Raw genomic sequence first — 11,772 nt, forward strand, 5'->3', positions numbered from 1 at the left:
CGCCAAACTTCTGGCGCAAGGGCACTATTTGCCGGGTTTCGGCAGGGCCACCACATTGGCGTCGCGGTGATCCTCCAGATCGAAATCATAGCCCAAGGTCGGCAGGATTTCCTTCAGATCTGCCTCAAGCCGTTTCAGTTGCACCTGCGCCTGCATTTCTTCGGCCTGCACATCTCCCATCCAGCGGCGGAGTTCGTCACAGGTGCGCTGCGCGATGACCAGACGGTCAGTCAACTGCTGCACTTCCTCTTGTCGCTGTTGCAGAAAGTTCTTAGCACGGGCGACCTTGATATCGGAATAGGCCTGCGCCAGATCGCGGGTCTCGACGCTCATCTGTGCGGCGAGTTGCAGAAGTTCCGGTTCCAGATGCTGAAAATCCGGGTGCTGGCGCAGATGCTCCATCCGGGCGCGCATTGCCTCAAACTCGCCTGACAGCGCGAAGGCCCCGGCGCGGTCGGCTGCATGGGCTTGACGGTAGGCTTGCGCAACATCCTCGCGCCCCATCGCAAAGCTGCGGTGGCTGCGCTCTAGCCGGGACATGCGGGAATTGGCGGGCAGATAGAAGGTCATTAACACGACCATCAGCGTCAGCCCCAGTTGCAGCCACATCCCGGCATTGGGCAGGGCGGTGCCGCCGAAGAACAAGGCAATCTGTGGCCAAGGCAATAGGCCAAGGGCGGCAGCAACGCTGGCGGCGATCAGGATCAGCGCCAATGCCACGATCATCCCCTGTGCTGCCGTTTGCACCACGATGCGCGCTGTCTGCGCCGTCTCGCGCCAATTCACTGACATGATACCCCCGACCAGCCACGCCGCTTTGCGACTTGCTTTCAAAGAATACCTTTCCGAATTGACGAAAATTTGCAAACATTTTGCTGAAATCGCAGTATCTTAGCGATCAAATCGCCGAGGATTGCGAGAGTTGTTTCCGAGACGGCAACAGTTGCACAACCGTTGCGGGAATTCGGAAGCCTTAGGCGGAAAGCGCGCTGTAGGCGAAAGCTGCCAGCACCAGGATACCCGAGAGAATCACCAACAGATGCGCCCAGCGGGGATGCAGACCCGAGCGCCAAGCCTCGCGCAGCCAGTCTTGCAGCACATAGCCAAAGGTAAACAGCGTCATCGAGCGGTTCATGCCAAGAAGGTCTGCGTCTGTCGGGTGCCATGGTGCAAGCATCCACAACGTCAGCGCGATTGAGGTGATCACCTGCACCCAAGCCAGAATCCGGTCATCAGATCGCGCGTTCAGGCTGGCGATTCCGGCCACGGCGATGGCGGCGGGAAGCGTGGCGATGGCAACCGCCACCAAGGGGCGCTGCGTCAAGGCGATCAGTTGTGCGCCAAGGCCAAGCAGGTCGATCATCGCACTGATTCAATTGGGCCGTCGGCACGGCCATGGATGAACTGTTGCAGGTAAGGATCGTCGGCCTGATCCATATCGGCGACAGGCCCGGTCCAGCGGATCAGCCCGTCGTGCAGCATCGCCACCCGGTCGGCGATGGCGCGGACCGAGGACATATCATGCGTGATCGTCATCGCGGTCGCGCCCATTTCGGTGACGATCTCTCGGATCAAGGCATTGATCACGCCCGACATGATCGGGTCCAGCCCGGTGGTGGGTTCGTCAAAGAAGATGATCTCGGGCTCGGCAGCGATGGCACGGGCAAGGCCGACGCGCTTTTGCATGCCGCCCGACAGCTCTCCGGGGAACTGGTCGGCGGTCTCTGGTTTCAGCCCGACGCGGCGCAGCTTTTCGATGGCGATGGCACGCGCATCGTCCTTTGGGCGCTTGGTGGCGCCGCGCATCAGGCGAAAGGCGACGTTCTCCCAGACACGCAAGCTGTCAAACAGCGCGCCGCCTTGGAACAACATGCCAAAGCGGGCCAGGAACGCATCGCGATTGGCCTCGCGCACGTCGGCACCGTCAAGGGTGATGCGGCCAGAATCGGGCGTGACCAGCCCAAGGATCGACTTCAACAGAACCGATTTTCCGGTGCCAGAGCCACCAATCACCACCATGCTTTGACCGCGTGGGATTGTCAGATTGACGCCACGCAGCACGTGGTTCTTGCCGAAGGTCTTGGCGACGCGGGAAAGCTCTATCATGATCCGAACATCACCGAAGTCAGCACGAAGTTTGCGGCAAGGATCAGGATAGAGGCCGTGGCCACCGCGTTTTTGGTGGCGGACCCCACGCCCTGCGCGCCGCGCCCCGAGTTCATGCCGTAATAGCAGCCGATCAGCGTGGCGATAAAGCCGAACACCGCGCCTTTGATAAGCGATGACACCACATCCGTGGTTTGCAGGAAATCCACGGTGTTCTTGATATAGCTGGCGCGGTTGAAGCCTAGTTGCTCGGTGGACACCAGAAAGCCGCCCATGATGCCGATGATATCGCCCACCCCCACCAACAGCGGCACGGTCAGAAAGCCTGCCAGCACGCGCGGAACGGTGAGGTATTTCATCGGGTTGGTGGACAAAGTGGTCAGCGCGTCGATCTGCTCCGTCACCTTCATCGTGGCGATTTCAGCCGCGATGGACGAGGTGACGCGGGCCGCGATCATGAGGCCGACCAGCACCGGCCCAAGTTCGCGCACCATGCCGATGGCGACGATCTGCGGAACCACCGCTTCGGCGGAAAAGCGTTGTCCGCCAGCATAGATCTGCAACGCCAAAGCCCCGCCAGTGAAGATCGCGGTCAGCCCGACGACAGGCAGCGACAGCCAGCCGACTTGCAGCAAGGCGGTGAAGAACTCGCGCCGGTAAAACGGTGGGCGGGCGAGGTGATAGAGTGTGACGGCGGCGTAGATCGCCACCCGGCCCAAGGCAGCCAGCGCGTTGAAGGTGGCGCGGCCAAGGCTGGCGAGTGCTGATGCGGGCAGGGCAAGCAGGCTCACACCGCGCCCTCATAATAGCGGCGGTTGTAGCGATGGCTGAGGCTTGTCAGGATTTCATAGCCGATGGTGCCTGCGATATCGGCCAGATCATCCGCGGACTGGTTCGGGCCAATGATATCCAGATAGCGCGGGATCTGCGGCAGATGGCTGATATCGACGGTGATCAGATCCATCGACACCCGGCCAATCAGCGGGCAGGGCGTGTCGCCATCCCACAGCATGGCGTTGTTCGACAGGGTGCGCGGCAGGCCATCGGCATAGCCTGCCGATAGCGTTGCCACCATTGATGGGGCCTCCGCAATCCAGGCGCAGGAATAGCCCACAGCCTCGCCCGCGGCGACCGCACGGGTCTGGATCACCGGCAGCGACAGAGTGACGGCAGGGCGCGCGGCCTCATATGGGCGGCCACCGTAAAGGCCGATGCCGGGGCGGGTCAGGTCGAAATGATACTTCGGCCCAAGCAGAATACCCCCCGTAGCGGCCAGACTGCGCGGAATACCTGTGCCGTTGGTCATGGCAAGGAAGGTCGCCAGCTGGGTTTCGTTCAGCGCGTGGTCAGGATCATCGGCACAGGCCAGATGCGACATCAGCAGTTCTGGCCCGGCCTCCAGCACGAAGGGGGCAATCGCCTCCCATTCGGGTTCTTCCATGCCCAGCCGGTTCATGCCGGTGTCAAGCTGCACGCCAAAGGCATGGCCGGGCAGTGATTCGAGATGGCGGGTGACTTGATCGAGGCTGTTCAGCATTGGCGTGAGGTCAAGATCGCCGATCATGTCGGTATCGCCGGGCATGTGGCCCGACAGGATGCAGATTTGCGGCCCCGGCCCCAGAACCTGACGCAGCGTGGCACCTTCTTCGGCCACCGCCACGAAGAACCGCCGCGCCCCGGCCTGCGCCAGCGCACGGGCGACGCGGGTGATGCCAAGCCCGTAGGCATCGGCTTTCACCACAGCAGCGGTTTGCACCCCTGAAGCAGAGGCTTTGTCCAAGGCGCGCCAGTTGGCGGCGATGGCGTCGAGGTCGATGGAGAGGGTTGCTGTAGACATAGCGTGGTTTTGACAGGGCCATGCGCGGGGTCAAGGGGGAATTCGTGGGCAAGCGCGATAGTGCGGCGATCTCGGGGGCCATCGAGGCCTCGATTGATCGCCGCTGCCGCAGAACTTGCCTGCAAAAGCTGGCGCTTTTGCGCTCAAGTGCCGATGGCGCGGTCAAGGTGCGTGTAGCCGCCATCGACGAACAGCCATTGCCCGGTGGTATGGGCGGCGCGCGGAGACAGCGCGAAAACCGTGGTGGCGGCGATCTCGCGCGCTTCGGTCATGCGCTGGCCCAGCGGGATCCGGTCGGTGATCTGCGCCTTTTGCGCGGCAGGGTCGGGGAAGCTTTGTAGCCAAGCCTCATACATCGGGGTCAGCACTTCGGCGGGGATCACTGCATTCACCCGCACGCCCCAAGGCGCAAGGGCTGCGGCCCATTCCCGCGTCAGCCCCAGTTGCGCAGCTTTTGCCGCGACATACGCCGAGGTGCTGCCTTGGCCGGTGACAGCGGTTTTCGAGGCGATGTTGACGATCGCCCCGCTGTTTGCCTTCAGATCGGCTTGCAACAGGTGGACGAGGGTGTAGTAGTGCAAAAGGTTCTGATCGAGCGAGGCGCGGAATTCATCCGGCCGGGTATCAAGGCCAAGGCTGTCATTCGTGCCTGCGTTGTTCACCAAAGCATAAATGCGCCCCCATTGCGCCTGCGCTTGTGCAACGGCGCGGCGGCAATCTTCATCGCGCGCAAGATCGGCCTGCACCCAGCCTGCCTGCGGGCAGAGCGATGCCAGGTGCCTCAAAAAGCTGTCTGACGGAGCATTGCGGGCAAAGATCACCGGGATCGCGCCCTCTTCGGCCAGCGTTTCGCTGATCGCAGCGCCAATGCCCGCACCGCCGCCGGTGACGATCACCACTTTGTCTCTCAGCCCCAGATCCATCGTTGCCTCTTGTCCAAATTGTCGCGTTATGCTGACCGCTGCGCATGGGCTTGCCAAGTGGCAAGCCGGCGATTTTGGCAATTGCGGGGGGAGTCGGCCTAGGTGGTGCAGGCTTGTCCCCATCGAGGGGACCGCGCCCGCGCTGCCGCAGCAAGACCTTTGCAACGGCACGCGGCGGCTGACCTGCGTCTCCGACGGGAGTATTTGTGCCAAGATGAAGCCGCAGGGCGCATGGGGTCAGAACCCCACGTCGTCGCCGGGGCCAGAGCCTTGCCATTGCTTAGCGAGATTGCCAAAGCGGGTGAAGCGACCTTCGAACGACAGTTCCACCGAGCCGATAGGGCCGTGGCGCTGCTTGCCGATGATCACTTCGGCCTTGCCGCGCACCTGCTCCATGATTACCTGCCATTGGGCGATCTTTTCCAACTCGTGATCGCCGGGCTTTTCGCGTTCTTTGTAATATTCATCACGATACACAAACATCACCACATCGGCGTCCTGCTCGATCGATCCGGATTCGCGCAGATCGGACAGTTGCGGGCGTTTGTCTTCGCGGCTTTCCACCTGACGCGAAAGCTGGCTGAGGGCGATCACCGGGATGTTGAGTTCCTTGGCGATGGCCTTCAGGCCTTGGGTGATTTCCGAGACTTCTTGCACCCGGTTGTCGCCCTTGCCAGTGCCTTTGAGCAGTTGCAGGTAGTCGATGATCAGCACATCCAGCCCATGCGTGCGTTTCAGACGGCGGGCACGGGCGGCAACTTGGCTGATCGGCAGCGCTGGGGTGTCGTCGATGTAAAGCGGGCAGGATTCTAGCTCTTTCGCGGCTTCGACGAATTTGCGGAACTCGAATTCCTGCATGTCGCCACGGCGGATTTGCTCGGAGGGCACTTCCGACGCTTCGGACAGAATCCGGGCGGCGAGTTGTTCCGAACTCATCTCAAGGCTGAAGAAGCCCACGACGCCGCCTTCGACAGCGCCTTCGTGGCCCTCATGGGTGCGCCCGCGCTTGTAGGCTTTGGCGACGTTGAAGGCGATGTTGGTGGCCAGCGAGGTTTTGCCCATCGACGGACGGCCAGCGAGGATCAGAAGGTCAGAGGCGTGCAAGCCGCCAAGTTTCTTGTCGAGATCAATCAGCCCGGTAGAGATCCCCGCCAAGCCGCCGCCGCGCTGATAGGCGGCGTTGGCGGTGTTGACAGCTTCGGTCACGGCTTTCAGGAACGACTGAAAGCCGCGCTCGGCCACGCCTTGTTCGCCGAGTTTGTAAAGCCGCTGTTCGGCCTCGATGATCTGATCCTTGGGTTCGGAATCAATCTCGACCTTGGCGGCCTTGGCGGTCAGATCGCGGCCCAGCGACATCAACTCGCGCCGCACCGCCAGATCATAGATCATCTGCGCATAATCGCGCGCGGCATAGGACGAGATCGCAGCCCCGGCGAGGCGGACAAGGTAAGAGGCGCCGCCAAGCTCTTTCAACCCGTCGTCATCCTCGAAATACACCTTCAGCGTCACCGGAGAGACGAGGGCGTTTTTCTGGATGCGGGCGGCGGCGCGTTCAAAGATGCGCTGATGCACGGGGTCGAAGAAATGTTCGGGCTTCACGAGGCTTGCGATGCGGTCATAGACATCGTTGTTGGTCAGGATCGCGCCCAGAAGCTGCTGTTCGGCCTCGATATTATGCGGCAGCGCTTCGGTTTCCGGGGCGGCGGCTGCCACGGCGGGGGGCATCTGGCGCAGGGTGGCAATTTCGTTCATCGGGTGCCTCATGCTCTGACCCGGAGGAACCGGGCAGGGGGCGTTCTTGCCCCATATTGGCCTGCCGCGATAGGCAGGCATAGGTTGGTGGATAAGTCTGAATTGAGTCGCGTGGCGACAGGGCATTCTACCACATCTTGCGGTGTGATAGCGGAGATTCCCCCATCACAGGCCAGAATCGGCAGAGTTATTCACATCCCACCCACAGGCCGCTGCCTTGCGCGGGGCAAAAGATTTCTGTGGATTACTTTGCGCCGCGTGCAGCTTGCCAAGCGCGCGGGTCTTTTAGGAAAGCCTCCACCTCGGCCAAGGTCTTGGCGTCAAACGCGCCTTGTGCCCGCGCCTCGGCCAGCACATCCCACCAGGTGCAGAGGTGATGCAGCGCTACGCCATGATCGGCAAGGCGCTGGGTGGTTTCGGGGAAAATGCCGTAATAGAAGATCACGGCGGTATGGGCGCAAGTGGCCCCAGTCTCGCGGATGGCATCGACAAAGGACAGTTTGCTGCCGCCGTCGGTGGTCAGATCTTCCACCAGCAGCACGCGCTGGCCTTCGCGCATCTCGCCCTCAATCCGGGCGTTGCGGCCATAGCCTTTCGGCTTTTTGCGCACATAGGTCATCGGCAGCGCCAGCCGTTCAGCCACCCAAGCGCCGAACGGAATGCCTGCGGTCTCACCGCCCGCGATGTTGTCAAACGCCTCGAACCCGGCGTCGCGCATCACGGTGACGGTCAGGAAATCCATCAGCGTCGCACGGATGCGCGGGTAAGAGATCAGCTTGCGGCAGTCGATATAGGTCGGGCTGGGCAGGCCAGAGGCAAGGGTGAAGGGCGTCTCGGCATTGAAATGCACCGCCTTGATCTCCAGCAGTGCGCGGGCGGTGAGGCGGGCGATTTCTTCACGCGCGGGAAAGCTGGTGGGGATCATGACGGTTCCTTTCTGGGGCTTTCATCTTGGCCTAAATACTCCCGCCGGAGGCTTCTGCAGCAGGCCACAGGAGCCTCCGGCGGGGATATTTGACGACAGATGAAATGGCTTGGCGTCGGTTCAGGCTTCGACGTGCCAATGCACGGGAAAGCCAGGGTTGAAGACTGTGACGGGGCCAGCTTCGGTGAGGATTTTCTCGGGGAAGCTTTGCGGCAGTTCATGTTTGACGAGGGTGAGCGTGGTTTCATTCACCGGCAGGCGGTAAAAGGCGGGACCGTTCAGGCTGGTGAATGCCTCAAGCTTGTCAAGCGCGGCTTCTTCCTCGAACACATGTGCCAAGAGTGGCATGGTGTTGGTGGCGGTGAAACAGCCCGCGCAGCCGCAGGCATGTTCTTTCAGCGCATCGACATGCGGGGCGGAATCGGTGCCAAGGAAAAACCGCGCATCGCCCGAGGTGGCGGCGGCGCGCAGGGCAAGGCGGTGTTTCTCGCGTTTGGCGACCGGCAGGCAATAGTAATGCGGCTTGATACCCCCGGCGAGGATGTGATTGCGGTTGATGATCAGATGGTGCGTGGTGATGGTCGCCGCCAGATCATCGCCGCCGCTGCGGGCATAGGCCACGCCGTCTTCGGTGGTGATATGCTCCATCACCACCCGCAGACCGGGGATGCGGCGGCGCAGCGGATCCAGCACGGTGTCGATGAACACGGCTTCACGGTCGAAGATGTCCACCAAAGGATCGGTGACTTCGCCGTGCAGGCACAAAGGCAGGCCGATTTCGGCCATTTTCTCCAGCACGCCCTGCACCTTGTCGAAATCCTTCACACCCGAGTGCGAATTGGTGGTGGCCCCGGCGGGGTAGAGTTTGACTGCTTTGACCAGGCCCGAGGCGGCTGCGGCTGCCACATCGGCGGGGTCGGTGGTTTCGGTCAGATACAGCGTCATCAGCGGCTCGAACGCCGATCCAGCTGGCAAAGCCGCAAGAATACGGTCGCGGTAGGCCTCAGCCTGCGCACCTGTCACCACTGGCGGCACCAGATTGGGCATGATGATGGCACGGGCGAAATGCCGGGCGGTTTCGGGCAGCACCCCATGCAGCATCGCGCCATCGCGCAGGTGCAGGTGCCAGTCATCGGGGCGGCGAAGCGTGAAGCTTTGTGTCATGGCGACCCAGATAGACTACGGGCGGATGATTCTCTAGGGGCGGTTTCGCGCGAACCTGTCTCAGGCCTGCGACAGCTTGCGGCACCATTTGCGCGCTATGCTTGCCGCGCAGAGCCCTACGGCACAAAATCTCTTGCTGCGGCGCGGCATAGGACTACATGATGGGCGGTAAGTGGTCCAGGAGCGCGCGATGAAGTTTATGACTCCGTTTGATTTCATGGTGCCGGTGCTGGAAGCCAGCCGGATCATGGCAGAATCGCAGATGGTGATCGGTATGCGGCTTGCCGGGATGGCGGGGCTGTGGCCGATGGCCCCCTCTGAAACCAACCGCATGATGTCGGAAAAGCTTTCGGCGGGATTGGATTCGGCACATGCCGCGTTGCGCAGCGGCATGGCGGGCGGTAGCATTTCCGATGTGGCAATGGCGGCGATGAAGCCGGTGCGGGCGAAAACTCGCGCCAATGCCAAACGGCTACAGCGCAAGGTGACGGGCGGCTGAAGCGGCCTCGTCAAAGGAGGACGGGATGCGGTTGGCTTGGCTGGGATGTTGTGCGGGGCTGATGGCAGCTCCGGCTTGGGCGCAGGATGTTGACTGCGCCAACGCAGAGGCGCAGGTCGAGCTGACCTATTGCGCCGAACAGGATTGGCTGGCAGCCGACGCCGATCTGAACGCGGCCTATGCTGTGGCGCGTAAACGGATGCAGGCCATAGATGCCGATCTTGAGGCCGATCAGCGCGGCGCCGCTGATTATCTGCGCGATGGCCAGCGGGCTTGGGTTACGTTCCGGGACGCAACCTGTGCTGCCGAAGGCTATGCCATGCATGGCGGATCGGCAGAGCCGATGGTGATCTATGGCTGCCGCGCGCGGCTGACAGAACAGCGCACCGCCGATCTGGAAGCGATGGCTGAGGAATACTGACGCGCTGCTGCATTAGGACGCAGGCTCGTTCTGTCCTTCGGCCCCGGAAATCCGCTCGGTCAATTTTGCCAGCCGTCGTGCAAAGCTAGGTGCGCGCAGTCTGTTGGTGACTGAACGGCATACCATGATTGCCAGTTTCGTGCGGCCCATGTTCTCAGCTTTGGCCAAAATGGCTCGCAGGTAGGGCGAGTAGTTTCGCCGCGCCCGCCACAGCACGGCAAAGCTTTGCCGCGTCAGCGTTCCGATCATCGCCTGATCAACCAGAGCGGGCAATAAACCACTACGGATCAGCGCCGGTTCCAGATTGTCGCCCATATGCCGCGCAGACAGCCGGGTGATGTAGGGGGCGCGGAACAAGCTGGCGTGCATCGCCTCAACCGCGATGGTGGGATCATGGATGACCACGGCCTGCCCGGCGCCTTCCAGCATATCCGGGGCATAGCCATAGCGGGCGGTAAAGTTCAGCCTGCGGGCGGCCAGAGTGCGCCTGTCCCAGCCGCTTTGCGCAGGTTCCAGCGTCGCGCGCGGGTTCAGCGCCAGCACCTGCGCACCCGGCGCGGTGACAGCAAAGGCGCAGGCGGCATGGCCCGCCATGCCCGCGCCGTAGAACAGCACCTGATCGAAATCCTCGAAAAACGCATCATCGACCTGACGGTCAAAAAATCCATAAACCGCAGGGTCGCGGAACCATGTGTCGCCATCGGCGATGATCGTCAGCACCGACCAGCCATGCGCGCGCGCCAGACTGTCTGCCAGTGGCATCTGATCAGCGCGGGCAAGCACTGCATCCACGGTTTCAAAGCTGACCAGCAGCGTGGTCCCCTCATCGGCGAAATACGCCCAATGGGCATCGCCAAGGCTGTGGAAATAGCCCGAATCCTCGGTCGCTTGCTCCATCCGCTGTTCCCAGGCATCGCGGTCCGGCAGGCTGTCGGTCGGCATGGGGCGCGTGGCTAAATCGGCGAAATCGGTCATTTTACATCCAGTCGAACACGGAACACGGCGATACTATGGCTTTGCGCCATAATCTGCCCTGCCGCGCGCTACGGCAAGCGAAGATCAGGCCAGACTAGCATGGGGTTTGTGAACACTGAGTTAAGACTGTTTCAAGCTGTCACGTTTGGCTGCTGTCTGGGCGTGAATCAGGATGTGAAGTGCATCTTGGGGTTGTAAAACCTGCGATGGCGGCGTCATCAGCAGGCGACCAAACAGCGCGCGCCATGGCTCTTGCTGCATCAATGTGGCAAAGCGCGCGCGGCGCCATTGCACGGCTTGGTGGTGCAGCGGCCCCAGCACCGGATCGGCCAGCAACTCGGCTCGCAGGTGGCTTGCGTTCAGCGCGAGGATCGAGCGGTCTTCGAAGGCGCTGAAATTGCGCTCGACCCAATAGCTCATATCGAACGCCGCCGTATCGCGGTTGGCGCGGCCGCGGTCGGCCTTGACCAGATAGTTCTGCATCGACCCGAGGGCATAGTGGTTCAGTTGCACCAGTGCATAATTGTCGCGAGTGTAGTCCGAGAATATCCGGCCCTGCGGAAAATCAGCGGGCAGCGCGCGCCCCGCACCGTCATACCAACGCGCCATACCTGCGCGGGCTGGGTCAGGGCTGCGCGGGCGGTGCACGCCGAGTTTGCGATAGCTGCCATCGTTGCGGAACAAAGTCTTGAACAGTTGCGCCCGCCATGGCCATGCGAAGGTTGCAGGTGCCGCATGGGTGAAGGTCTCGGTGACGGGCTGATCGGAAATCTCAATCACGCCCGCATTGCCAAACATCCGCCAGGTCAGCGTGATGGCAGTGGCATCGGGCAGGGCGTGCAGCAGGGCATTCAAGCTGCGGTCGCCGACATGGATGTTGACGAATTCGTCGATGTCGCAAAACAGCAGCCAATCGGCCTTTACAATCGCAGGATGTTTGTCGGCAGCCTTCAGCATCGCCCATTGCGGCCCTTCCGGGTGGGGGCCATCATTACGCATATGGATCAGCCAGCCCATCGTGGCAAGGCGATCCAGCATCAGATCGGTGCCGTCGCTGCAATCATTGGAATAGACAAGGAAATCGGTAAATCCACAGGCGCGATGATGCGCCAGCCATTCGATGAGGAACGCGCCTTCGTTTTTAACTCCGATGAGGGCAGTGGCGCGCAT

General features: G+C 61.8%; 13 protein-coding genes. 2 read left to right on the plus strand and 11 right to left on the minus strand.

From position 1 onward, the window contains the following. Window positions 1–24: 24 nt before the first annotated feature. The 9 genes from ACFOGH_RS02735 to pyrC form a co-directional block, all read right to left on the minus strand. Window positions 25–792 carry a DNA repair protein gene (locus tag ACFOGH_RS02735; RefSeq protein ID WP_380071512.1) on the minus strand — a complete coding sequence of 256 codons (768 nt, stop codon included), beginning with the start codon at window positions 790–792 and terminating at the stop codon, window positions 25–27. 181 nt (window positions 793–973) lie between these two features. Then, window positions 974–1,363, minus strand: coding sequence for a hypothetical protein (locus tag ACFOGH_RS02740; RefSeq protein WP_380071513.1), 390 nt, complete (start codon window positions 1,361–1,363; stop codon window positions 974–976). Next, window positions 1,360–2,106 (minus strand): ABC transporter ATP-binding protein, encoded by a 747-nt coding sequence (locus tag ACFOGH_RS02745; RefSeq protein WP_380071514.1) that lies wholly within the window; start codon window positions 2,104–2,106, stop codon window positions 1,360–1,362. Before ACFOGH_RS02745 ends, ACFOGH_RS02740 begins: the two co-directional genes overlap by 4 nt. Next, a complete protein-coding gene (locus ACFOGH_RS02750; RefSeq protein ID WP_380071515.1) occupies window positions 2,103–2,897 on the minus strand; it encodes an MlaE family ABC transporter permease in 795 nt (264 codons plus the stop codon). Before ACFOGH_RS02750 ends, ACFOGH_RS02745 begins: the two co-directional genes overlap by 4 nt. Then, complete coding sequence (gene alr, locus ACFOGH_RS02755; RefSeq protein WP_380071516.1) at window positions 2,894–3,943, minus strand: alanine racemase; 1,050 nt, start codon at window positions 3,941–3,943, stop codon at window positions 2,894–2,896. The genes ACFOGH_RS02750 and alr overlap by 4 nt, the downstream gene beginning before the upstream one ends. A gap of 143 nt (window positions 3,944–4,086) precedes the next feature. Further along, on the minus strand, window positions 4,087–4,866 hold the full coding sequence (locus tag ACFOGH_RS02760; protein WP_380071517.1) for an SDR family oxidoreductase: 780 nt from the start codon (window positions 4,864–4,866) through the stop codon (window positions 4,087–4,089). Between the two features lie 237 nt (window positions 4,867–5,103). After that, window positions 5,104–6,618: a replicative DNA helicase gene (locus ACFOGH_RS02765; RefSeq protein WP_380071518.1), complete on the minus strand. Its 1,515-nt coding sequence runs from the start codon at window positions 6,616–6,618 to the stop codon at window positions 5,104–5,106. A 244-nt stretch (window positions 6,619–6,862) separates the two neighbouring features. Then, window positions 6,863–7,543 carry an orotate phosphoribosyltransferase gene (locus tag ACFOGH_RS02770; RefSeq protein WP_380071519.1) on the minus strand — a complete coding sequence of 227 codons (681 nt, stop codon included), beginning with the start codon at window positions 7,541–7,543 and terminating at the stop codon, window positions 6,863–6,865. Between the two features lie 120 nt (window positions 7,544–7,663). Then, entirely contained in the window at window positions 7,664–8,707 is a 1,044-nt protein-coding gene (pyrC, locus tag ACFOGH_RS02775) for a dihydroorotase (RefSeq protein WP_380071520.1), read from the minus strand. Window positions 8,708–8,897: 190 nt separating this feature from the next. Between pyrC and ACFOGH_RS02780 the strand changes: the two genes are divergently transcribed. After that, a complete protein-coding gene (locus tag ACFOGH_RS02780; protein ID WP_380071521.1) occupies window positions 8,898–9,206 on the plus strand; it encodes an antibiotic ABC transporter in 309 nt (102 codons plus the stop codon). Window positions 9,207–9,231: 25 nt separating this feature from the next. Continuing rightward, complete coding sequence (locus tag ACFOGH_RS02785; protein WP_380071522.1) at window positions 9,232–9,627, plus strand: lysozyme inhibitor LprI family protein; 396 nt, start codon at window positions 9,232–9,234, stop codon at window positions 9,625–9,627. A 12-nt stretch (window positions 9,628–9,639) separates the two neighbouring features. On the opposite strand, the gene ACFOGH_RS02790 is transcribed toward ACFOGH_RS02785, so the two are convergent. Next, on the minus strand, window positions 9,640–10,602 hold the full coding sequence (locus ACFOGH_RS02790) for a phosphoadenosine phosphosulfate reductase (protein ID WP_380071523.1): 963 nt from the start codon (window positions 10,600–10,602) through the stop codon (window positions 9,640–9,642). Window positions 10,603–10,722: 120 nt separating this feature from the next. Next, window positions 10,723–11,772, minus strand: a complete 1,050-nt coding sequence (locus tag ACFOGH_RS02795) for a glycosyltransferase family 2 protein (protein WP_380071524.1) — start codon at window positions 11,770–11,772, stop codon at window positions 10,723–10,725.

This window comes from Cypionkella sinensis, from assembly GCF_042646385.1.
GTDB lineage: Bacteria > Pseudomonadota > Alphaproteobacteria > Rhodobacterales > Rhodobacteraceae > Cypionkella > Cypionkella sinensis.

What these genes read in the sequence shown, in the direction of transcription:
- ACFOGH_RS02735 (WP_380071512.1), bottom strand. Translation starts at nt 792, where the DNA reads ATGTCAGTGAATTGGCGCGAGACGGCGCAGACAGCGCGCATCGTGGTG.
- ACFOGH_RS02740 (WP_380071513.1), bottom strand. Translation starts at nt 1,363, where the DNA reads ATGATCGACCTGCTTGGCCTTGGCGCACAACTGATCGCCTTGACGCAG.
- ACFOGH_RS02745 (WP_380071514.1), bottom strand. Translation starts at nt 2,106, where the DNA reads ATGATAGAGCTTTCCCGCGTCGCCAAGACCTTCGGCAAGAACCACGTG.
- alr (WP_380071516.1), bottom strand. Translation starts at nt 3,943, where the DNA reads ATGTCTACAGCAACCCTCTCCATCGACCTCGACGCCATCGCCGCCAAC.
- ACFOGH_RS02760 (WP_380071517.1), bottom strand. Translation starts at nt 4,866, where the DNA reads ATGGATCTGGGGCTGAGAGACAAAGTGGTGATCGTCACCGGCGGCGGT.
- ACFOGH_RS02765 (WP_380071518.1), bottom strand. Translation starts at nt 6,618, where the DNA reads ATGAACGAAATTGCCACCCTGCGCCAGATGCCCCCCGCCGTGGCAGCC.
- ACFOGH_RS02770 (WP_380071519.1), bottom strand. Translation starts at nt 7,543, where the DNA reads ATGATCCCCACCAGCTTTCCCGCGCGTGAAGAAATCGCCCGCCTCACC.
- pyrC (WP_380071520.1), bottom strand. Translation starts at nt 8,707, where the DNA reads ATGACACAAAGCTTCACGCTTCGCCGCCCCGATGACTGGCACCTGCAC.
- ACFOGH_RS02780 (WP_380071521.1), top strand. Translation starts at nt 8,898, where the DNA reads ATGAAGTTTATGACTCCGTTTGATTTCATGGTGCCGGTGCTGGAAGCC.
- ACFOGH_RS02785 (WP_380071522.1), top strand. Translation starts at nt 9,232, where the DNA reads ATGCGGTTGGCTTGGCTGGGATGTTGTGCGGGGCTGATGGCAGCTCCG.
- ACFOGH_RS02790 (WP_380071523.1), bottom strand. Translation starts at nt 10,602, where the DNA reads ATGACCGATTTCGCCGATTTAGCCACGCGCCCCATGCCGACCGACAGC.
- ACFOGH_RS02795 (WP_380071524.1), bottom strand. Translation starts at nt 11,772, where the DNA reads ATGCGCGCCACTGCCCTCATCGGAGTTAAAAACGAAGGCGCGTTCCTC.